Origin of the sequence: Streptomyces sp. NPDC050439, from assembly GCF_040655335.1 — a bacterium.
Lineage (GTDB): Bacteria > Actinomycetota > Actinomycetes > Streptomycetales > Streptomycetaceae > Streptomyces.
In genome coordinates this window covers 374,123-394,901 of sequence record NZ_JBFAJT010000001.1, presented here as the reverse complement: position 1 = coordinate 394,901, position 20,779 = coordinate 374,123, and the positions used below count along the sequence as shown (strand labels likewise).

Annotated in this window: 21 protein-coding genes and 1 riboswitch; of the genes, 12 read left to right on the top strand and 9 right to left on the bottom strand. The window is 69.3% G+C overall.

Going from position 1 to position 20,779, the window contains the following annotated elements; genetic code table 11:
• Window positions 1-25: 25 nt before the first annotated feature.
• The 8 genes from AB0I66_RS01875 to AB0I66_RS01840 all read left to right on the top strand — a co-directional run bounded on the left by AB0I66_RS01875 (window position 26) and on the right by AB0I66_RS01840 (window position 6,436).
• Complete coding sequence (locus tag AB0I66_RS01875; RefSeq protein WP_363205700.1) at window positions 26-1,144, top strand: histone protein; 1,119 nt, start codon at window positions 26-28, stop codon at window positions 1,142-1,144.
• A 6-nt stretch (window positions 1,145-1,150) separates the two neighbouring features.
• The gene (locus tag AB0I66_RS01870) at window positions 1,151-2,224 is read left to right on the top strand and encodes an SRPBCC family protein (RefSeq protein ID WP_363205699.1); all 1,074 of its coding nucleotides are present in this window, start codon (window positions 1,151-1,153) and stop codon (window positions 2,222-2,224) included.
• A gap of 8 nt (window positions 2,225-2,232) precedes the next feature.
• On the top strand, window positions 2,233-2,604 hold the full coding sequence (locus AB0I66_RS01865) for a gas vesicle protein (protein ID WP_363205698.1): 372 nt from the start codon (window positions 2,233-2,235) through the stop codon (window positions 2,602-2,604).
• Window positions 2,604-3,512, top strand: a complete 909-nt coding sequence (locus AB0I66_RS01860) for a GvpL/GvpF family gas vesicle protein (RefSeq protein WP_363205697.1) — start codon at window positions 2,604-2,606, stop codon at window positions 3,510-3,512. Before AB0I66_RS01865 ends, AB0I66_RS01860 begins: the two co-directional genes overlap by 1 nt.
• A complete protein-coding gene (locus tag AB0I66_RS01855) occupies window positions 3,509-3,745 on the top strand; it encodes a gas vesicle protein (RefSeq protein WP_363205696.1) in 237 nt (78 codons plus the stop codon). Before AB0I66_RS01860 ends, AB0I66_RS01855 begins: the two co-directional genes overlap by 4 nt.
• Window positions 3,742-4,023: a gas vesicle protein K gene (locus AB0I66_RS01850; RefSeq protein ID WP_363205695.1), complete on the top strand. Its 282-nt coding sequence runs from the start codon at window positions 3,742-3,744 to the stop codon at window positions 4,021-4,023. The genes AB0I66_RS01855 and AB0I66_RS01850 overlap by 4 nt, the downstream gene beginning before the upstream one ends.
• A 194-nt stretch (window positions 4,024-4,217) precedes the next feature.
• Complete coding sequence (locus tag AB0I66_RS01845) at window positions 4,218-5,402, top strand: alcohol dehydrogenase catalytic domain-containing protein (protein ID WP_363205694.1); 1,185 nt, start codon at window positions 4,218-4,220, stop codon at window positions 5,400-5,402.
• A 74-nt stretch (window positions 5,403-5,476) separates the two neighbouring features.
• Complete coding sequence (locus tag AB0I66_RS01840) at window positions 5,477-6,436, top strand: TIGR03557 family F420-dependent LLM class oxidoreductase (RefSeq protein WP_363205693.1); 960 nt, start codon at window positions 5,477-5,479, stop codon at window positions 6,434-6,436.
• 34 nt (window positions 6,437-6,470) lie between these two features.
• Here the strand turns inward: AB0I66_RS01840 and AB0I66_RS01835 are convergent, their stop codons facing one another.
• From AB0I66_RS01835 to AB0I66_RS01825, 3 genes are all read right to left on the bottom strand, one after another.
• On the bottom strand, window positions 6,471-6,638 hold the full coding sequence (locus AB0I66_RS01835) for a hypothetical protein (RefSeq protein WP_363205692.1): 168 nt from the start codon (window positions 6,636-6,638) through the stop codon (window positions 6,471-6,473).
• A 404-nt stretch (window positions 6,639-7,042) separates the two neighbouring features.
• Window positions 7,043-7,507 carry a polyketide cyclase gene (locus AB0I66_RS01830; RefSeq protein WP_363205691.1) on the bottom strand — a complete coding sequence of 155 codons (465 nt, stop codon included), beginning with the start codon at window positions 7,505-7,507 and terminating at the stop codon, window positions 7,043-7,045.
• Between the two features lie 58 nt (window positions 7,508-7,565).
• Window positions 7,566-8,087 carry a L,D-transpeptidase family protein gene (locus AB0I66_RS01825; protein ID WP_363205690.1) on the bottom strand — a complete coding sequence of 174 codons (522 nt, stop codon included), beginning with the start codon at window positions 8,085-8,087 and terminating at the stop codon, window positions 7,566-7,568.
• 350 nt (window positions 8,088-8,437) lie between these two features.
• On the opposite strand from AB0I66_RS01825, the gene AB0I66_RS01820 reads away from it, so the two are divergent.
• Window positions 8,438-9,163 (top strand): class I SAM-dependent methyltransferase, encoded by a 726-nt coding sequence (locus tag AB0I66_RS01820; RefSeq protein ID WP_363205689.1) that lies wholly within the window; start codon window positions 8,438-8,440, stop codon window positions 9,161-9,163.
• An 18-nt stretch (window positions 9,164-9,181) separates the two neighbouring features.
• Here the strand turns inward: AB0I66_RS01820 and AB0I66_RS01815 are convergent, their stop codons facing one another.
• From AB0I66_RS01815 to AB0I66_RS01790, 6 genes are all read right to left on the bottom strand, one after another.
• Window positions 9,182-9,730 (bottom strand): GNAT family N-acetyltransferase, encoded by a 549-nt coding sequence (locus AB0I66_RS01815; protein ID WP_363205688.1) that lies wholly within the window; start codon window positions 9,728-9,730, stop codon window positions 9,182-9,184.
• A 68-nt stretch (window positions 9,731-9,798) separates the two neighbouring features.
• On the bottom strand, window positions 9,799-10,908 hold the full coding sequence (locus AB0I66_RS01810) for a hypothetical protein (RefSeq protein ID WP_363205687.1): 1,110 nt from the start codon (window positions 10,906-10,908) through the stop codon (window positions 9,799-9,801).
• Window positions 10,909-10,910: 2 nt separating this feature from the next.
• Window positions 10,911-12,062 carry a hypothetical protein gene (locus AB0I66_RS01805; protein WP_363205686.1) on the bottom strand — a complete coding sequence of 384 codons (1,152 nt, stop codon included), beginning with the start codon at window positions 12,060-12,062 and terminating at the stop codon, window positions 10,911-10,913.
• Window positions 12,063-12,225: 163 nt separating this feature from the next.
• Window positions 12,226-12,975 (bottom strand): LysM peptidoglycan-binding domain-containing protein, encoded by a 750-nt coding sequence (locus AB0I66_RS01800; RefSeq protein ID WP_363205685.1) that lies wholly within the window; start codon window positions 12,973-12,975, stop codon window positions 12,226-12,228.
• Between the two features lie 3 nt (window positions 12,976-12,978).
• Window positions 12,979-13,135, bottom strand: a riboswitch (cyclic di-AMP (ydaO/yuaA leader).
• Between the two features lie 378 nt (window positions 13,136-13,513).
• On the bottom strand, window positions 13,514-14,200 hold the full coding sequence (locus AB0I66_RS01795) for a restriction endonuclease (RefSeq protein ID WP_363206646.1): 687 nt from the start codon (window positions 14,198-14,200) through the stop codon (window positions 13,514-13,516).
• Window positions 14,201-14,388: 188 nt separating this feature from the next.
• The gene (locus AB0I66_RS01790; RefSeq protein ID WP_363205684.1) at window positions 14,389-15,690 is read right to left on the bottom strand and encodes a PAS domain S-box protein; all 1,302 of its coding nucleotides are present in this window, start codon (window positions 15,688-15,690) and stop codon (window positions 14,389-14,391) included.
• Window positions 15,691-16,014: 324 nt separating this feature from the next.
• Between AB0I66_RS01790 and AB0I66_RS01785 the strand changes: the two genes are divergently transcribed.
• Genes AB0I66_RS01785 through AB0I66_RS01775 form a run of 3 tightly spaced genes read left to right on the top strand, consistent with a single transcriptional unit; the run spans window position 16,015 to window position 20,761 of the window.
• Entirely contained in the window at window positions 16,015-17,388 is a 1,374-nt protein-coding gene (locus AB0I66_RS01785) for an ATP-grasp domain-containing protein (RefSeq protein ID WP_363205683.1), read from the top strand.
• Window positions 17,385-19,409 (top strand): PEP/pyruvate-binding domain-containing protein, encoded by a 2,025-nt coding sequence (locus AB0I66_RS01780; protein ID WP_363205682.1) that lies wholly within the window; start codon window positions 17,385-17,387, stop codon window positions 19,407-19,409. The genes AB0I66_RS01785 and AB0I66_RS01780 overlap by 4 nt, the downstream gene beginning before the upstream one ends.
• On the top strand, window positions 19,406-20,761 hold the full coding sequence (locus tag AB0I66_RS01775) for an MFS transporter (RefSeq protein ID WP_363205681.1): 1,356 nt from the start codon (window positions 19,406-19,408) through the stop codon (window positions 20,759-20,761). The genes AB0I66_RS01780 and AB0I66_RS01775 overlap by 4 nt, the downstream gene beginning before the upstream one ends.
• Window positions 20,762-20,779: the final 18 nt, after the last annotated feature.

Below are 20,779 nucleotides of genomic sequence, written 5' to 3'. Positions count from 1 at the left end.
GGCCTCGACTCACGGGAAGTTCCTGATGAATGACTGCAACCGAATCGCTCTTGGCGCAGCAGTAGCCGGGGGATACCTCCTGGGCCGCACCAAGAAGGCCAAGCTCGCCTTTGCCGTGGGCTCCTATCTCGCGGGTCGCAAGTTCGGCCTCTCACCGCAGGAACTGCTCCGACAGGGCGCCCAACGCTTGCGCGAGACACCGCAGTTCGCCGATCTCAGCGAACAGGTGCGGGGTGAGTTGATGGACGCGGGGCGGGCCGCGATGTCCGCCGCGGCCGGCCGCCAGATGTCCTCGTTCACGGACAGACTCGCCGAGCGCACACAATCCCTGAGGTCGTCGCGGGACGGCGACGCCTACGACGACGAGCAGGGTGACGAGCAGGACGAGGACTGGGACGACCAGGACGCGCGGTACGACGACGAGCCCGACGACGTCGAAGACGACAACGAGGACGAGGACGACTACGCGGAAGGCGACGACGAAGAGGGTGGCGATGAGCCGTCGACCCCGTCCCGCAGCCGGACCTCGCGTCGACCCCGTAGCGGCGCAGGCCGTGACGACCACGACCGCCGACGCCGGAGCCGCGACGCGGAACACCGTTCGACACCGCGCCGGAGGGCGGGCCGGGAGCGTTCCGCGCCCAGGTCGGGAGCGAAGAAGTCGCAGGGCAAGAAATCCGCGATAGCGCGCACCGAGCGAGACGGGTCCAGGGGCGGTAAGGACGGTTCGGAACCTGCGGCGGCGAAGAAGGCCTCCCCCCGCAGGAAGTCTGCGGCAAAGAAGGCCCCGGCCAAGAAGGCTTCGCCGGCCAAGAAGGCTTCCCCGGCCAAGAAGACTTCGCCCGCCAAGAAGTCCGCCGCGAAGAAGACCGCCCCTGCGAAGAAGACCGCCGCGAAGAAGTCGACCTCCGCCAAGAAGACAGCGGCGAAGAAGACAGCGGCGAAGAAGACGGCGAAGTCCGCTCCCGCGAAGAAGACCGCCGCGAAGAAGTCGACGGCAAAGAAGTCGACGGCGAAGAAGACAACAGCGAAGAAGACAACGGCAAAGAAGTCCGCAGCGAAGAAGACGGCAGCGAAGAAGACCGGTGCCGCCAAGAGGTCGAGCGGCAGAGCGACCACGTCGCGTTCGAGGCAGAGGAGCTGACCGGCCATGGCCGAACGGAAGAAGAGCGCCGGCAGCGGCGAGGAGTCGGGCATGGACCGGCTGCGTGATGGGCTCACCGACTTTCTCGATGCAGGGGCACAGAACCTGACGGACAAGTTGGGTGACGCGCTGGGTGGTCTCACCGACAAACTGCAGGACGTGGCGGACAACGGCGGGTCCCTCCCCAAGATGGGCGCCCGGATGCTGAAGGGCGACTCGCCCGCGAAAGCCGTCGTGGCGGAGAAGGCCAAGGACATCAAGGACAGTGTCGTCGGCAAGGCGAAGGACCTGTTCTCCTCCGGAGGTGGCGGGGGAGGAGCAGGCGACACGAAGGTCACCAACATCGTCGAGGTGATCGACGTGGGTGTCCCGCTGCGGACCGTCTACGACCAGTGGACCCAGTACGAGGAGTTCAGCGGTTTCACGAAAGGTGTCCGCAGCGTCTCGATGGGCGACGACGACGTGAGTTCGGACTGGAAGGTGAAGGTCGGCCCGTCCAGCAGGAGTTGGAAGGCCACGGTCCAGGAACAGGTGCCCGACGACCGGATCGTCTGGTCCTCGGAGGGCAGCAAGGGCAGCACCCGTGGAGCCGTCAGTTTCCACGAACTCGCCCCGACGCTCACCCGTGTCGTCGTGATCGTCGAGTACTACCCCGCCGGCTTCTTCGAGAAGACCGGCAACCTGTGGCGTGCTCAGGGCCGCCGCCTGCGGCTCGACCTCAAGCACTTCGCCCGCTACGTGACGCTCAACGCGGACGACGAGGTGGAGGGCTGGCGCGGTGAGATCCGGGACGGCGAGGTCGTCCGCACCCACGAGGAGGGCCTGGAGGACGACGACTACGACGACGAGGGCCAGGACGGCGACGCCGAGTCCGAGTACGACGACGAGGACCAGGAGCAGGACGCGGACGCCGAGGACCAGGACGGCGAGGACGAGGAGTACGACCAGGACGCGGAGGAGGACGAGCCGGAGGACAGGGACGAGGAGGACGCGGAGGACGAGGACGCCGAGGAGGACGAGGAAGACGAGGAAGACGGCCGCGCCCGACGGCCCCGCGCCCGATCCGCCCGAAGGCGGTGACCGGCTCGATGGACGACCTCGACACCTGGCGCTCGTCACCCTCACCCCAGGGGTCGGACCTGGGCCGTCCCGCTGACGGAAGCCTCGCCGACATCCTCGAACGGGTGCTGGACAAGGGCATCGTCATCGCCGGCGACATCAAGATCGACCTGCTCGACATCGAGTTGCTCACCATCCGGCTCAGGCTGTTCATCGCCTCCGTGGACACCGCGCGCAAGGCCGGCATCGACTGGTGGGAGACCGACCCGGCCCTGTCGTCGAGCGCAGCCCGTGACGACCTCCGCGAGGAGAACCGGCGGTTGCGCGCCCAGTTGGAAGAGCTCGCACCCGCCGACGACGGACCGCGGCGACCGGAACGGATGAAGGAGAAGCCCCACTGATGGCAACAGCGCCCGCCCCCGCGCACGCCGTGTGTGTGTTCGCCGTCCGCCGAGGCCGAGGACCGGATCTGCCCCCGGACCTGACGGGCCACGAAGGCGGTGGTCCTCTGCGTCTGGTCCCGGCCGGTGCTCTGTGGGCCGTGGTCCAGGACGTTCCGGCCGACGACTACTCCGAAGACGCCCTGCGCGAGCGGCTTTCCGAACCCGCGACGCTGGAGCGCTGCGTGCGGGACCACCACGCGGTGGTGACCGCGTTCGCCGCGCGGAGCGGGGCGATCCCGCTCCCGTTGGCCACGCTGTACCACTCCGAGGAGCGGTGCCGGGCCGCCTTGACGGCGGATGTGCCGCGCTTCGAGCGGACCCTGGAACGGATCACGGGCCGGAACGAGTGGGCCGTGAAGGTCAATCTGCTCGCAGTCCGCAAGCCGGAACCGCAGACCGCGCAGCCTCCGCAGGAATCCCCGGCGCACGACGAGGCGCCGGCACCCAGCGGCCGCGCCTATCTGGCCCGGCTGCGCGAGCGAGGACAGGAACGTGACGACCGCCGCCAACGCGCGGTCAATGCGGCCGAGTTGCTCGACCGTGCCGTCCTCTCGATCGCGGACGCGACCGTACGCCGCCGACTGCACGGCGCCGAGATCGTCGGCCGTGACCGTACCCAGATCTTGAACGCCGCCTACCTGGTACCCGAGCAGAGTGGAGCGGAGTTCAACGCGCTGCTCGACCAACTGCGGGCCGCGCCCGAGTTCGAGGGGTGTGAGGTGGAGGTCACCGGCCCGTGGGTGCCCTACTCATTCGTGGACACGGCCTCCCTCGCCGAGACGGATGCCGCCGGACCGCCCCAGGGATCACACGCCGGACCGCCCCAGGGATCACACGCCAGACCGCACGCCGGGAGCCGCACATGAGCCCGCACACGGCCACTCAACCGGTCGCCTGGCAGGGCCCGGACAGCGGCGCGCCCATCGGGGTGCCGCTCGTCGACCTCCTCGACCGGGTGCTGGCCACCGGAGTCGTCGTCAGCGGCGACCTCGTCATCGCCATCGCGGAGGTACCCCTCGTACGGATCTCGCTGCACGCGCTGCTGGCGTCCGTGAGCGAGCGGGTCCCCGCGCCCTGGGCTGACGGAGGACCACTGTGAGCGCGACCGCCCGAGTGGACCTGGACCCCGACGCCGTCGGCCGTGACCTGGCCTCCCTCGTCCTGACCGTCGTCGAACTGCTCCGCCAGCTCATGGAGCGCCAAGCCGTGCGCCGGTTCGACGCGGGCGATCTCACCGACGAACAAGAGGAACGAGTCGGGACCGCGCTCATGCTCCTCGACGAACGCATGACCGAGCTCTGTGAGCGGCACGGGCTGCGTCGCGAGGACCTGAATCTCGACCTGGGTCCGCTCGGCTCCCTGCTGCCGCATGACTGATGCCATGGCCGGTGGCGGCCGCCTTGCGCGGAAGAAGGACCAAAGTCATGCATTACTCGCGGATTCTCAGGTACTCGAGGTGATGATCACCGGCCAAGGGCTTCCTGTGGCGGGACGGACGACGGTGTGACCAGCCTGGTACAGGGACCCACGGTAAGAAGCAGCACGCCAGCGACCTTAGGAGGCGCGTAAGAATGCGCGCACTGACATGGCACGGCAAGCGCGACGTACGCGTCGAGGAGGTCCCCGACCCCCGCATCGAGAAGCCCGACGACATCATCGTCCAGGTGACCTCGACGGGGATCTGCGGTTCGGACCTCCACCTCTACGAAGTCCTGGGACCGTTCCTCGACCCGGGTGACATCCTCGGGCACGAGACCATGGGCGTGGTCGCCGAGACCGGGCCCGACGTCACGGGCGTGGCGGTCGGCGACCGTGTGGTGATCCCGTTCAACGTGTCCTGCGGCACCTGCTGGATGTGCGACCGGGGACTGCACTCGCAGTGCGAGACGAGCCAGGTCACGTCCATGGGAAGCGGTGCCTCCCTCTTCGGGTACACCAAGCTCTACGGTCAAGTCCCCGGCGGGCAGGCCGAGTTGCTGCGAGTGCCCTTCGGTAACAAGCTGCCCATCAAGGTGCCCGACGGGCCGCCCGACGACCGGTTCGTCTATCTCTCCGACGTGCTGCCCACCGCGTGGCAGGCGGTCGAGTACGCCGACATCCCCGCCGGCGGCAGTGTCACCGTCCTCGGCCTGGGGCCCATCGGCGACATGGCCGCCCGCATCGCGCGACTGCGCGGCGCGGAACTCGTCATCGGCGTCGACCTGGTCGACGCGCGCCTCGAACGGGCCCGGAGCCGTGGAGTGACCGTCCTGGACCTGCGCGAGCACGAGAAGGACCTGGGCGACGCCGTCCGCGACCTCACCCAGGGCCGGGGCACGGACGCCGTCATCGACGCGGTCGGCCTCGAGGCGCACGGCGCGCCCGTCGCGCAGGCCGCGCAGTGGGCCACCGGCCACCTGCCCGACAAGCTGGCCCGCCCGATGATGCAGAAGATGGGCATCGACCGCATGAGCGCCCTGTTCGCGGGCATCGACATCGTCCGTCGCGGTGGCACCCTCTCCATCAGCGGCGTCTACGGCGGTGCGGCGAGCCCCATGCCGCTCCTGAAGATGTTCGACAAACAGATGCAGGTGCGCATGGGGCAGGCCAACGTCTGGCGCTGGGTCGACGACATCCGCCCCCACCTCACCGACGACGACCCGCTGGGTGTCGACAGCTTCGCCACGCACCACCTGCCGCTGCAGGACGCGCCGACGGCGTACGCGACCTTCCAGGCCAAGGAAGACGGCATGATCAAGACGCTCCTGAAGCCTTGACCGGCCCTTCCCTGCCCCGGCCCCTCCCTGCCCCAGCCCTGCCCAGCCGGGGCCGCGCACCCTAGGAGCACGCGATGACGCGCTACGGATACTTCCTGGCGAGCGAGGAGTTCTCGCCGGCGGACCTGCTCGAACAGGCCAGGGCCGCCGAACGAGCAGGCTTCGAATGCCTGGCCATCTCCGACCACTTCCACCCGTGGACCGGGGAACAGGGCAACAGCCCGTTCGTCTGGACGATGATCGGCGCTCTCGCCCAGGTGACCTCGCTGCCCGTCACCACGTTCGTGACGTGCCCCACCGTCCGGATGCACCCGGCGCTGAACGCCCAGGCCGCCGCCACGGCGGGTGTGATCACCGACAATCGCTTCCGGTTCGGCGTGGGCAGCGGGGAGGCGCTCAACGAGCACATCCTCGGCGACGCGTGGCCGGCCGTGGACGTCCGCCTGGAGATGCTCGAGGAAGCGGTGCAAGTGATCCGCGACCTGCTGACGGGTGACCAGGTCACCCACCGGGGCCGCCACTACACCGTGGAGAACGCCCGCCTCTACACGACCCCGAGTGAACCCGTCCCGATCTACGTCTCCGGGTTCGGCCCCAAGGCCGCGGCACTGGCCGGGCGCATCGGGGACGGGTTCGTCACGATGACACCGGACGAGGAACTGATCGGCGAGTTCCGCAGTGCGGGCGGCGGTGGGAAACCGGTCCTCGGAGGGCTCAAGGTCTGCTGGGGCACTGACCGGGCGCAGGCCGTCAAGACGGTGCACCGCAAGTGGCCGACGCAGTTCCTTCCGGGAGAGCTCGGTCAAGTGCTGCCCGACCCGGCCCACTTCGAGCAGGCCTCGACCCTCGTCACGGAGGAGACCGTCGCCGACCAGGTGGTCTGCGGCGACGACCTGGACGAGCACGTGTCCGCCGTCTCCGCGTACACCGAGGCCGGCTTCGACGAGGTGTACGTAGGCCAGATCGGACCCGAGCAGCAGGGATTCTTCGACTTCTACCACGACAGAGTGCTGCCACGGCTGCGCGCGACCTGAGGCCAGGAACGCCTCTAGGCGACCGTGACGGGCGTCAGCACTTGTCGTCGACGAGTTCGGCGAAGTCCTCGGTGCTCATGGCCCGGCCGTCGGCCCAGACCTGGCCCGGCCGGAGGGAGGCGAGGTCGTCGGCGGTGAAGTAGACGTGCGCCTGGTAGCTGCTGGATGCCTTGAAGCCCAGGGAGTAGGTCCGGCCGGGCATCAGTTCCTGTGTGCCGTGGGGTCGCGCGTGCCATGCGGGTGGTGGGGAGAAGAGGGGGAAGGTGACTTTTCCCTGGCTCTTCACTTCCCCTGCCCCCCACCCGCTGTCTTGCCGGGAAGAACCGGCCGAGCCGAGTGATGCCTCTTCGTTCGTGGCTTCGCCTTCCTCGGGGGTCCAGCTCCCCAGACGCACCCCCGAAAGCGTTTCGCCCTCTTCGCACGACCGCAGTTCGACCACGGGCTGCCCGTCAATGCCGTTGCGCACCGCTATGAGCGGCAGGTCGGCGGGGCTGCACCCGCTCACCATGACAAGACCCAACGTCAGGCACGCCGCCCCGCATACACGTCTCATTCCGGCTCCCCCTCGGCTTCACGCAAAGACTGCTCGGGCCCCGCGGCCGGGGGTCACTGTTCCACGTTGCGGGCCAGGATTCCGAGGGTCGCGCGAAGGCCTGCCTCAGGGATGACCGGGAAGATGTTCGCCTCCCGGTAGCGTTCCTCGATCTCGCTCCAGTCGTAGTACGACGTCACCAGGGTGCCGCCCTCGCGGGCCTCGAGCCGGTAGCCGTACAGGTGGCGGATGGGCGGCTGTATCTGGCCGGAGATGGTCCATTCGATCAGAGCGTCCTGCTCGAACCGCGTGATGATCACCGTGACGTCGTACTTGCCCAAGGGGTAGTCGTTCAGCGCCTCGCGGTCCATGTGGACGACGAACTCGTCACCGGCACCGCGCACGGGCTTTCCCTCGGCGGACTGCAGCATCCCCGAACTGTCGATCGCCACGTGTCCCGCGGGCTCACACAGCAACGCGAAGATCTTCTCCGGGGAGGCGGCCACCTGACGCTGCACTTCGAATCGCTCTGTCGTCATGCGGGTCACCCTCGCACGATCATGCGACCCAGGACCAGCAGAAACCGATGATCCGGATTCAGCGGGCGACTGACTCGACGTCACCCATGGCGATCACCGGTTTCATGCCGGGGTCGAGCCATTTCACGAGCTCGGTCATCGCCTTGCGCGGCAGCGCCACGCAGGCCTGGGTCGGCCCGCCGTGTTCCATGTGGATGAAGATGCCTCCACCGCGCTCGGCCCCCATGGGGCGTACGAGGTCCCGGGGCGGGGTGCCGGGCTGCCGGTTGTAGTTGATGGCCACCACGTGGTCGAAGGCCCCTCTGAGGGACTGGCCCAGGAAGCCGACGCCGTCCTCGTCGTACACGGGGGACTGGTCGTAGGGCAGCTTGGAACCAGGGTCGGGCAGGAGCCCGCCTGCGTCACTCAGCCCGAATACGCCCACCGGGGTGCTCCGGTCGCTCGCGGTGTGGTGCTCGGTCCAGCCGCGCTGGCCGTTGCGGGCCGGCCACGGCTCGAAGACCCTGCGCCATCCGCCCCGCGTGTCGCGTTCGAACAGGTGCACCGTCGCGTAGCTGGAGTCGGGTGCGTCCCCCGACACGAGGACCACCTGCCTGGCACCCCGACGGTCCACGGCCTTTTGCATGTCCGGCCCGAGCTGAGGGATTGCCGTGGCCCGCTCGGGCGGCGGGATTTTCCCGTACGCGTTGTGCGGCGGCGCATGATGGCCCGACCGGCCGTCGGCCGGAGCTCTTTCGTCGCTGCATCCGCCGAGAGAAACCGTGCAGATGAGCAAGGGGAGAATCAGTCGGGGCAGCGTGATCTTGAGCACTCTCGCATTATCAGCCAATTCGATAATTTCGGCCGGAAGCTTGGGGCGTGTCGGACGCGACATCACACAACTGATGGCCGGTCATACCCCTGTCGGCCCCCCTGTCGATACGGTGGCGCGTGACCAACTCCTATGACGCTCTCGCGCCGCACTACGACCTCATCATGACCTCGGGGTATTACGACTACGACGCCTATGCGAGGGAATTGCGGGCACTCATCGGCAACCGCAGGGATGTCCTGGAACTCGGCGTAGGCACAGGGCTGGTGTGTGATCGCCTGCTCGCCACAGGGCCCACCGGCATGCGGATCACCGGAATTGATCACACCGAAAGAATGCTCGCCCAGGCTCGGAACAGACTCGGCGACCGAGTGGAGCTCGTCGAGATGGACATCCTCTATGCCGTCCCGGAATCGACATTCGACGTCGCCTTCTCCGTCGGCGGCATCTGGTACTGCCTCCGTGACGGTGACGAAATTACCCTGGGCAGCCACCTGGTGGAGGAGAGCGACAACATCAAGGGCCTGCGGAATCTCGCAACTGCGCTCCGCCCGGGGGGACTTCTGGTCCTGGCGGTTCAGGACGCGCATCACGCCCTCCGGCGGACGCTGCCCGGAGGGCTTGTCTACGCCCAGGAGTCCCGGGCAGAAGGAGGGGGCCGTTTCACCAAGGACTACTACGTGATGCGCGAGACCACCGTGGTGGCGCATCAGCGCTCGGGTTATCGCGTATTCGGCGCGGCCGACGCCGACCGGCTCATGGAGCAGTGCGGTTTCCGTCGTCAGTCAGGCGGCGACGAGCCCTTCTGCCGGCCCGCACAATACATGCAGTACGTGAGGGTGTAGGGCAGGGGCAGGCGCAGGTCAGACCCGGGGAAGTGAAGGGTCGGGCTTCCAGGGGGATGGTGCGGTGATGGACCACCGTTCGTGGTCGCGCCAGGCCCCGTCGATGTAGAGATAGGCGGGGGAGAGGCCCTCGTAACGGAAGCCCAGGCGCTGGACCAAGGCCAAGGATGCCTGGTTGGCCGGTTGGATGTTGGCCTCGAGGCGGTGGAGGCGCAGGTCGTCGAAGGCGTGCCGCAGGGCGACGGTGAGACCTTCGGTCATGTAACCCCGCCCCGCGGACGGGGCGAAGGCCGCATAGCCGAGTGATGCGCCCTGGTAGCGGCCCCGGATGATCGAGTTGAAGTTCACCATCCCGGCCGCCGCGCCGGTCTCCTGAACGCGGATCAGGAAGCCCCGGGTGGTGCCGTCACTGAAGCGGCGCATCCAGTCCTGGAACTCCGCCGCGGTCGTGGGCAGTTGCATCCACGGCGAGTGGAGTTCGGTGCTGGCCCGCACGAGCGCGCAGAACTCGTCCTGGTCGGCGAGGGTGAGCGGGCGCAGTGCGACTCGTGACGGGTTGTGAGGCATGGGGCGATGCTAGGAGCTCATCTGGAAAAGTGGATCACCTTGGTGATCCACTTTTCCGTAAAGCCTGCTCAGCCGAAGCGTTGAGTGCGCGGCGCGAAGGTGTTCTCGGGCCCGGCGGCACGGCCGACCGACCACACCGTCGACGTACCCGGCACCGGCGCGAGCTGCAGCGTCCGGGAGTCACCCTCCCCGGCCACCGCCGGTTCGCTGTGCCCGGTGAACGACTGGCCGTCCCAGGCCAGGAAATCCGGCCCGGACACCAGGGGCGGGTAGCTGCCGGGCGGCCCGTACTTCTGCGAGTTGGCCACCGAGACCCAGCCCAGCTTGCCGTTCGCGGCAGGGGCGAACGAACTGATCGAACCGAAGTCGGTGGGCACGGTCACCCGGCTCCACGCGTTCCCGTCCCAGCGCATCAGCAGCGGCGGAATCGGCTTGCCCACCGGACCTCCGACGAACCCGGCCGTGCCCCCCGCCCATACCTCTGTCGGAGAGACCGCGAACACGCTGCCCACGGCCGACCTCGGGAACCCGTCCACGATCGTCTGCTGCCACGCCTGCCCGTTCCAGTGCGAGACCGCCGCACCCGAGTTGGTGGCGCCCGCGGCCCAGATGTCGTCGGCCGCCACCACGTGCATGCCATAGACGGCTCCCGGCGGCACCGGCATGTCCTGCCAGCCGCTCCCGTCCCGCCGCAGCAAGACCTGCGCGCCGTCCCGCGATCCGATCAGCCAGGTCTCACCGCCGCCGGTGACGACCTTGGTCAGCAGGACACCGCGGGGCGCACGGCTCTCGCGCCAGGCGGTGCCGTCAAAGCGCAGCAGGCGGGCGCCGCCCGCCGAGTCGCGGCCGACCGCCCAGATCGCGGTCGGAGAGGTCGCGGCGATGGACAGCAGGTCGCCCTGCCAGCTGACCTTGGGAAGGCTCTGGCGCTGCCACGCGGTTCCGTCCCAGCGCAGCATCAGCGGAAAGCCCGGTGCCTCGCGGCCGACGGCGTCGGAGCCCACGGCCCACGCCCGGTCAGGACCGAACGCCACGGCCTCGTTCAGGCCGGCCTGCGGGCGTACTTGGGCCGGAACCGGGACGTGGCGCCAGGCACCGGGCTCCGCCGCGGCCGAGCTCATGACGGTGATGACGGTCATCGCGACGGCGAGAACCGCGACGAGAAGTCGGCGCACCATGGTCAGCCTCCAAGCCGCTCGCTCATCAGGTTCGGTTTCGAGCCGTAGATCTCGACGGTCCCGAAGGACAGCAGCGAGGACCCGGCCCTCGTCAGTGCACGCGGTTTCACGTCGATCGCGTTCGTGCGCTCGGGGCCGTAGGAGAAGGTGGTGCGGGAGCCGTCGATCCGCGCGTACTTCGACTGGAACGCGCGGTCGCTGCGCACCGGCAGCCACAGCGCGCCGTCCGGGCCGCGCACCATGGCCTCGGTGTAGGTGTCGCCCAGGGGCGGGTGGGTGGTGCGCCAGGTGCGGCCGTTCCAGGTCATGAGGTACGTGCGTGACGCGCCGTCGCTGTACTGACTGCCGCCGATCGTGACGCGGCCGGAGGGTTCGAGCAGCATCGTGTGTACGTTGCTGTTCGGCGGCAGCGGCACCTTCGCGTCCCGCCAGGCGGTGCCGTCCCAGCGCAGGACGGTGGTCCCGTTGGTGGTGTCCGCCCAGGCCCAGGCGTCGGTGGCCGAGCGCGCGGTGATCCCCATGACGTACAGCACGCCGTCGGGGGTGGACTGTGTGGTCCAGTCGGAGCCGTCGTGGTGCAGGACCTTCAGCCCCGTCTCGTCCTCACCGACCACCCAGGCGGCACCGGGCACGGCGGCGAAGTCCTGGTAGGTCCACAAGGTCTGTGGCAGGGGGACCGTGCTCCACCCTTCCGGCCCTCCCGGTCCTCCCGCCGACCGGCGCAGGATCTCGCCCGCTCCGTCGCGGTTGTGCAAGATCCACGTTTCCTTGCCGACGAACTGCACCTTGCCGAGCCAGCCCGATGCCTCGGCGCCCGGGAAGCTGCTGTCCCGGCTCCACGCCGCGCCGTCCCAGCGGTACAGCATCGGCCGCACCCAGTCGGTGGTGTGCTCGTACCCGGTCGCCCAGGCATCGCCCGGCCCGCGGGCGGCGAGATCGGACACGGTCACGGGCGGTGCGGCCGCGGGTACCGGCAGCGCCGACCAGCTCGGCGTCACGCTCGGCGCGTGGGCTTCGGCAGGCGGCACCGCCGCGGCCGGGGATACGAGCGCGACAGGCGACACGGCCGCGGTACACGCGACGACAAGGCAGACGATGACCGCACGGAGATCACGGGCATCACGGAGAGCACGAAGACCACGGAGACCGTTCATGAGACCCCCCAGAACGCGAAGGTCGCTCACCTTATTGGCATGCCCCCGTCCGTGAATAGACGGGTGCATGCCAATTCGAGGCTCCCCTGCGGGAGGTTCCGACAGCCCTGGGCCCCGGCACGTACGGCGTGCCGGGGCCCAGGGCCCGAGAGACCGGGATCCCCTAGTAGGGGCCGTTCACGTTGTCGATCGAGCCGTAGCGGTCGGCCGCGTAGTTGCAGGCGGCGGTGATGTTGGCGACCGGGTCATAGCTGTCCAGCGAGGTGCCGACCACGTGGTAGGCGTCGAAGGTCGGGGCGATGACCTGCAGGAGTCCCTTGGACGGGGTTCCCGCGACGGCGTTGACGTCCCAGTTGTTGATGGCCAGCGGGTTGCCGGAGGACTCGCGCATGACGTTGCGGTGGATGCCCTCGTAAGTGCCGGGGATGCCGTGCTGCGCCATGACGTCGAGCGACTCCTTGATCCAGCCGTCGAGGTTGTCGGCGTACGTCTTCTTCGCCGGGGCGACGGCGGGCTTGGCGGCGTTCGTGCGCTCGGAACGGTCCGCCCGCTCGTCGGAGGCCTTGCGGGCGGCCGCGTCGTCCGCCGGAGCCTTCTGCCCAATGGTGATCTTGAGGCCGGGGTGTATCAGCTTCGGGTCGGCACCCAGAACGCTGCGGTTGTCCTCGTACAGCTTCTTCCAGCCGCCGCCGACGGAGTGCTCCCGGGCGATCTTGGCGAGAGAGTCGCCCGCGGCGACGACATAGGTCTTGGGGGCGGCGGCGGGCTTGGCGGCCGCCGCGGGCTGCGCCGCACTGGCGGCGGTCGCGCCGATCACCGGGAGGACGAGCACGGCGCCGCCCGTACCTGCCGCGGCGATGCCCCGGCTGAGCGAGCTGGACTTGGGGCGGCGGTGCTTACCCTTTGCAGGCATGACGAATTTCCTCTCCGTCGCCTACGAGGTGAGCTGTCGGGTTCGGACGGGAGATGTCCGGTCGCACTGTGAATGCGACTTCACCCCTAGCCGTTCCGGAATCCGGATCGGCGGCTTACCTGGGTCCCCCGCTCCTGCCGTGCGTAAGTGAGTGAGTACGGGAAGGGTTTCCGGACAGCGGCAGGATTCGGCGTTCCATCCGGATTGACGGTGACGTTAGGCGAGATTGCCCGGACAGAACAAGGCCGGAATTCTCTCGGAGAATGCGCGAGGGTCATTCTCGGAGTCCGCGGCCCGCGCCCCCATTGATCAATTAGCCTCAACTTTGTTTGGGGGAAGCGAAAATGCGCTGGGCGGCTCTTGCGGCCCCGATCTGCGGGTGTGACTCATTCCACTGCGCTGCGACGCCAAGTGGGTGCAGACGTGGCCTTATTCGCAAAAGCGGACATAATGCGATCCCTATTTTTCATGTCAAAACGGGCATCTTTTTTGGGTGGGACCCGGTGGTGATGCCTTCCGGCGAGCCTGATATGGGCTCTCAGTTCGTAGGCATAAAGCGAGGCGGGGGCGGGATATTGGGCAGCAATTCCCACAACGGCCGTGATCCCGCCGCCCAGTTGGCGAGCGTGGCGCGGTCGACCAGGTGCATGTGCAGCTGTCGGGCCAGGGGGGCGCACCGCTGGGAAAAGCGTCCGTTGGTCACCACCAGGACGATGTCCGCGCCGTGCAGCTGGCGGGCTGTCCCGTTGACGCGCTGCAGGTCGGGCGTGCCGACCGGCGAACCCTGCGCTCCGTTCCCGCGGTGCTTGCACTGGATGACCCACTTGCGGCCCATCGGGTCGGTGGCCAGCACGTCAGCCCCGTTGTCACCCGTGCCACCCGTCTGCCGGGCATCCGTACAGCCGTCGCGGCGCATCAAGTCCCGCACCGCGTACTCGAAGTCGCGGTGATGCAGTGAGTCCAATTGCGACATCGCATAGCGCAGTTGACGGCGCCGGACGTCCGCCCACAGGGCCCGTTGGCGTCGCTGATGCAAGATTCCAAGGCTCGCGACCGCGGCCGCGACACTTGACCCGATCAGTAACCACCAGTGGTCCATCAGCCAATTGACCAATGAGGTGACGAGTACGAGGGCCACGGCAGCACCGGCAAGGAGCGCCACGAGTCGCGCTTGTTGCCGCTGCTGCCTTTTGGTCGGGCGCCGCCGGCGCCGCCGCGCGGGCATCCGCCGCGTCACTGCCGACCGCCCTGGAGTGAAAAGAGCCTGACAATCGGCATGAGCGGCTCCCTTTCCCGACGGACTCCCCCTCCGACCTTCCATGTTTGCAGCCACCACTGACGGTCCGAATAGATTCGTTCACGTCAGACGCAGGGCTATTTCCAGGCGTTGACTCCGTGCCCGGATTCCGTCCGTCAGACGGAACTGAGCGGATGGGCCGCCGTCGCCGATCGCGGGGGCCAGGCGCGTGGGGCGAGGATGCCCAGGACGTAGGCCCGGGCGACCAGGGCGGGGCGGGTGGTGGCGTCCAGGAGTTGCCGCAGGCGGCTCAGGTGGTAGTCGACCGTCTGCCGGGACAGCCGCAGCGAGGTGGCGATGTCACTGTTGCTGCTGCCTTCCGCAAGGAGGGAGAGGATGCGAATCTGCGCCGCGGTGAGCGAGGGGTGGGCCTCGTGGGCCAGGCTCTGATGTGTGACGACGGCCCAGACGTGCCGGGCTCGGCCGGCGGAATGGCCGACCGTCGTCAGGTGCAGCTGCGCACGGCGTTGCCGCCCCTGAGTGTCGACGAGCACGGCGGACGTCTCCACCCGTCTCGTGCGGCGGGCTATCAGACCGTTCCATCTGCGGTGCAGCTGTTCCAGGTCAGAGGTAGAGGCGGAGGCGGAGGCGAGCAGCGTGTGTGCGCGGCGGCCCACCAGGTCGGGCAGCCCGAGGTGGAAGAGATCGGCGGCCGCCGAACTCGCCTCGATCACGCGCCCGTTGGCCGAGAGCAGCGCGCAGGGCAGGCCGCTGTGGTCGCGCAGCGCCTGCAAATTCTCCTCCGCCTCCTGACGTTGGACCATGGCTCGGAGGTGGTCGGTGATGTCCACGTAGATTCCGGCGACGCAGGTTTCCGCGTCCTCCCGTACCGGGAAGCGGTGACCGGCTGCCCGGCCGACGCTGCCGTCCGGTCGGCGATAGCCGAGGGTGTGCCGCACCGGAGTGCCCCGGGTGAGGATCTCCTGGTCCAGGGCGCGGAACTCGGCGGCCTCGACCGGCGCGTCGAAGTCTTCGATGAACCTGCCGGTGAGTTCCCTCGGTGTGGTGCCGTACAGGTGCGCATAGGCGTGGTTGGCCCACAGATAGCGTCCCGCGCGGTCCCGGATGAAGGCGGCGGCCGGGGCCAGATCGACGAGGTCGGCGAAGGCGGCGTACCGGTGTGGGGCGTGCGCGTCCACCTCCACCGCGAGGCCACGCGTACGGCTGTGGGCGCGGGTCTCGTCCAGGGGCCAGCTCACGTCGAAGGTGCGACCGTCGAACTGCGCCTGCCAGCTGACCTCCTCCGGTGGATGCCCCGGCCCCGAGAGTTCCTCGTGCATGCGTTCCAGGAAGCGCTGCGCCGTCCCGGTGTCGGCGAAGGCGCCGCCTCCCCTCTCCAGGACCTGCCACGGCTGGTCCACCTCCCACCAGAACGCGGGCAGATGTTCGAGCAGAGCCTTGAGATTGGAGTCGTTCACAGCGTTTTCTCCGTCCGTATTCAACTGATTGACGCACAGTCACCAAGCGATGCGTTTCCCGCGTCGATCTCGCGCATGCTCGGTTCTCGGCCGAATCGGCCGCGGTGGCGGGTGCCTCGGGCGTCGCGTGCGACTGCGGCACTCAGGCATTTGCCTGAACGGCAGACGTCCCCGGTGGCGCTGCGGAGGTCTGTCGCCTGGTCCCCTTGAGTGTGCGGGTGAACACACCCCGCAACGTACGCCCCGGTGGCCCCACTTGTTCTACGCGCGTCACCGAGCCGTACGTCGACCTGCCTCAACCGGACGAATGGAGAGGGAACTTCAGTGAGCAAGGTGCTGTTAGTGCATGCCAAGGGTGGCCCGCCGCTCGGTCACGTCCTCGCGCGGACGGCCGCCAGGGCGGAAGTGCACCTGCTGGCGCTCAGCGCACTTCCTCCCGCCGTGGCGGACACGGCCGAGCGGCTGTGCGCCTCCGTCGTGACGCCCGCCGACGCGCGCCGCGCCGACCTGGTGTCCCTGATCGTCTCGCGGGCCGAAGCCGTGGGCGCGGCCGCGGTGCTCACCTTCTCCGAGTACGCCGTCGTGGCCGTCGCCGAGGCCTGCCAGGTGCTCGGTCTCGCGGGGGCGGGCAGCGCCGCCGCGCTGGCACGCGACAAGCGGCTGATGCGTCGCACCTGGCACGAACACGGCCTGCCGCAACCGCAGTTCCGCCCGGTGGCCACCGAATCGGACCTGCACGAAGCGGCCCGCGACCTGCCCTTCCCGCTCCTCCTCAAGGCGGCCTGGAGCGCGGGATCCACCGCGCACCAGATCATCCGCTCCCCGCACGAGGCATCCGCCGCGTGGCGCCGGTCGCGCGAAGTGATGGCCGAATCAGCCCAGTTGGGTTACGCGGAACTCCATGTGGCCGAGGCCGACGCGGACTTCGTCGTCGAGCAGATCGTGAGCGGCACCGCATCGGACTGGTTCGACGAAGCCGGCTGGGGCGACTACGTCAGCGTCGAAGGTGTGGTGGCCGAGGGCGTGTTCCGCCCGGTCTGCCTCAGTGGCCGGATGCCCACCGTCGAACCGTTCACCGAACGTGCGGGCATCACGCCCGCCCTGCTGTCCCAGGACGCCCAGGACCGGATCGTGGCCCTCGCCCGCGCGTCCGTCGACGCTCTCGGACTGCGTGACTGCGGTACCCACACCGAGATCAAGCTCGGTGCGGACGGCCGCATGTGGCTGATCGAGACGGCCGCCCGATTCGGCGGCGCGATGACGGTGCCGCAGATCGAGGAGGTCTTCGGGCTCGACCTCGTGGGCATGCTCGTCGACCACCTCATCGGCCGCCCGGTCGAGTGGCCCCGGCACGCGCTCACGCCGGCCCAGGCGAACGGCGCCGCGGGCTCCCTCATCGTCCTCGCGGTCGACTCCAAGGGCGAGGCCTGGCAGGACCGCAAGGTCTGGGACTTCTCCGCCGTCGCGGCGGACGTGCCCTTGAGCGACGGCAGCGAGCTGTCGGTGGTCGCGGAGAGCTCACTCGCCGACGGCACGCTCGTGCCGGTCTACGACCCGGCCGCGGGCGCCAACACCATGGCCGCCCTGTGCCTGCTCTCCGCCACCGACCCGCGGACGGTCCTACGGGACTTCGAGACCCTGGTGGACGCCCTGCCCCGGGTCCTGCCCGCCGCGCAGCCCGAGGAGATCGTCCGATGACCACTCAGCTGTTCACCGGCCCCGCCGAACCGTCCACGGACCGCACGGTCGTCGGCGAGAACCTCTCCCTGCCCCTCTTCCGTACGCTCTCGGGCGTCCTGGCCGGTCACCCGTACCTCAAGGTCGTCGTCGACCGTGCCGAGAACACCTGGCACCTGCTCGACACGACCGCGCACCCCTTCCACGTCAACTACATCGCCACCCACGTCCTGGGCATGGAACTCCACGCACTGGACGCCGAGTTGGACGCGTTCAACGCCTCCGTCTACATGGACCCCGAGCGCCGTTTCCTGCTCGGCGTGCTGTCCCTGCACACCGAACAGGAAGCCGACGGCCGCGAACGCACCTTCCTCGTCCTGGAGACGACCGAGGCCGACACCATGCACGGCGAACTGCTCGCCCACTTCTACGAGTTCGTGCGCGAACGCGTCGACGGCAGGCTCCCGGTACTCCTCAAGCCCGCCAACCACGGGCAGGAGGAGGAGCTCGCGGCGATCAGTGAACTGCGCGTACCGCGCATCCTGAGCCACGAGCTCTTCGGCTCCCGCACCCGCACCGCCCTGAACCCCGGCGAGGCCACCGGGCGCCTGCGGTACTTCCGTACGCACGAGGAGTACGCGGCGGCGGAGGCGGGTCTCGGCTGGGCGGACATCGTGGCCATGCCCTGCCTGCCGGACGACGTGCCCCGAGTGGCGGGGTTCCTCAACACCGCGCCGATCACGCCGCTTTCGCACACCAACGTCCTCGCCTCCGGCTGGGGCATACCCAACGCGATCGTCCGCGACCTGCAACAGCTCGTCGACAAGGACCAGCTGGACGGCGCGTGGGTCCGCTACCGCGTACGCGAGGACGAGATCCTCCTGGAGCGCCTTGACCACGAGCCGTCCCTGCGGGCACCGGCCTGGCACCAGCAGCGCATACGCCTCCAGCCGCCCCTCCTCGAAGACGCCCCCGTCCTTGCCCTGCACCGGCTCCGCAGCGCGGACAGCGACCGCTACGGCACCAAGGCGGCCAACCTCGGCGAACTGCACCACGTACTCGACAGCCGCACGGCCGACCTGATCGCCTTCTACGGGCGGCCCCGCCCGCCGCGCGAAAGCCTCTACGCGCACCTCGGGGCGCGGCTCGGCCTCAGCACGCCCTCCACGGCCGAACTGCGCTCCGCAGCAGCCGACTTCGTGGCCACCACCGTCGACGCCCCGGCCGGGGTCGCGCTGCCCTTCGCGCTCCAGCAGCACTTCCTGGCCTCCTCGCCCGCCCTTCAGCAGGGCATCGGCAAACTCAAGATGGCACTCGAACTCGACGCCACCGACGTCCTGGACTCGCTCTGCCTGCAACTCCAGCACCTGGTCCGCAACACGCCCGTCCCCGAGTCGGTCACCAGGCAGATCGACCAGGCCTTCCCCGCCACCGCGGCCACACACCGACGCCTGGTGGTGCGCTCCTCGTCCAACGCCGAGGACCTGCCGGGCTTCTCCGCGGCCGGCGTCTACGACTCCGTCACCACCGTCCACTCCACCGGCGAACTCCTGGACGCCGTAAGCCAGGTGTGGGCCTCCCTGGTGTCGCCCCGCAGCGTGCGCCTGCGCCACCAGGTCGGCATCTCCCTGGACGACACCTACATGGGTGTGATCATCCAGGAGTACGAGCCCGCCACCCTCGGCGGCGTCCTGGTGACCTGCAACCCGACCCGCCGCGAGGACTTCCGCAACGTCTACCTCAACTGCTCGCCCGGCTCCCCGGAGCAGGTCGTCGACGGCTCGGTCCTCCCGCAGCAGTACCTCTACAACACGGTGGAGGGCGGCGGCCGCACGGTCGCCCTGGGCTCCTGGGGCGACCCCCTGCCCGCGCCCACCCGCGCCCGGCTCGCCGACCTGTCGCTGACCGGACGGCTGCTGCAGTCCCATTTCAGCGGGTCGCACTTCGGCGGCTCCGACGTGGACAAGCCGCTGGACATCGAGTGGCTGATGACCGAGCGGGGCGATTTCCGGCTGGTCCAGATCCGCCCGTACGCGCTGTGAAGGCGCCCACCCACCGGGCGGGAGCCACCGGCCTGACGGACACCGCACGCCGCATCATCCGCCTCAACTACGGCTTCCAGCTGCTGTTCAACCTGCTGTGGTGGATGCCCGTCTTCTACGCCTACCAGAAGGCCGCCGGGCTCACGGACGCGCAGATCTTCGGCATCCAGAGCATCTACTACGTGGCCTTCTGCCTCTTCGAGATCCCGACCGGCCTGATCGCCGACCGGATCGGCACCCGCAACTGCCTGCGGGCCGGCGCGGTGGTCATGACGGCGGCCAACCTGGCTCCGGTCCTCAGCGCCTCGTACACCGGCTTCCTCGTCCACTTCCTCGCCATCGCCGCGGGCCGCTCGCTCACCTCGGGTGCGGCAAGCGCCTATCTGTACGACGGGCTGCGCGCCGAAGGCTGCGACGAGCACTACCTGAAGGCGGAGGGCACGGCGCGGGCCCTGGGACTCGCGGCCAAGGTCGGATGCTGGCCGCTGGTCGGACCCCTGATGTCCGTCGCCCACGCGGCTCCGTACGTGCTGAGCGCCGCCAGCGCGGCGGGCTCCCTCGCCTGTGCGATCGCCCTGCCCCGGCTCGCGGCAGCGGGCGAGCAGACAGGGAAGGCGGCCACCTCCGGCGGAGGTCGCAGGGGAGGGGCGTTCCTGCGGGACGCGGGCTCCGCACTGCGCTGCGTCGCCTCGTCCCGGTGGCTGGCCATGGTGATGGTGCAGGGCGTGGCGGTGTTCACGCTGTCCCGTATCTGCCAGGTCAACCTCTTCCAGCCGATCCTGCTCGACCACGGCATCGCCGAGGCCTCGCACGGGGGAGTGCTGGCCGCGATGACGGTCGCCGAGGCGGTCGCCTCGGCCCGCCCCCAGTGGCTGAGCCGACGCCTCACACCGGTCGCCTGGGTCTCGATCCTCAGCCTCGTGCTCGCGGGCACCCTGGCGGCCATGACGCTCGGCGGACCGTGGGCGGTGGTCGCGCTGCTCTGCCTGTTCGCCGCCGCGACCGGCTTCGCCTACCCGGTGCAGCGCAAGCTGGTGAACGACGCGGTGCCCCCGCACGCCCCGCGCGCCACGCTGCTGTCGGTCGAGAGCATCGTGGACCGCGCGGTGTGCGCCCTGGCCGCGGTCGCCGCGGGTGCCTATCTCTCGGCCGGGCACCTGGACGCCTTGCTGTGGCACAGCGCGTTGGCGACAGCCGTGCTGCTCGGAGCCTTCCAACTGCTTTTGCGCAGTGGGGTGGTGAAGCGGTCCGGGCCCCCGGACACGGTGGGCGCGAACGGGGGCGGCCCCGCCGCCCGCGCTGCCCCCGGCGCATCCAGAGGCGGGCGCCGCGGGCGGCGGGCCGAGGAGTAGCACCAGCCTGCTAGGGAC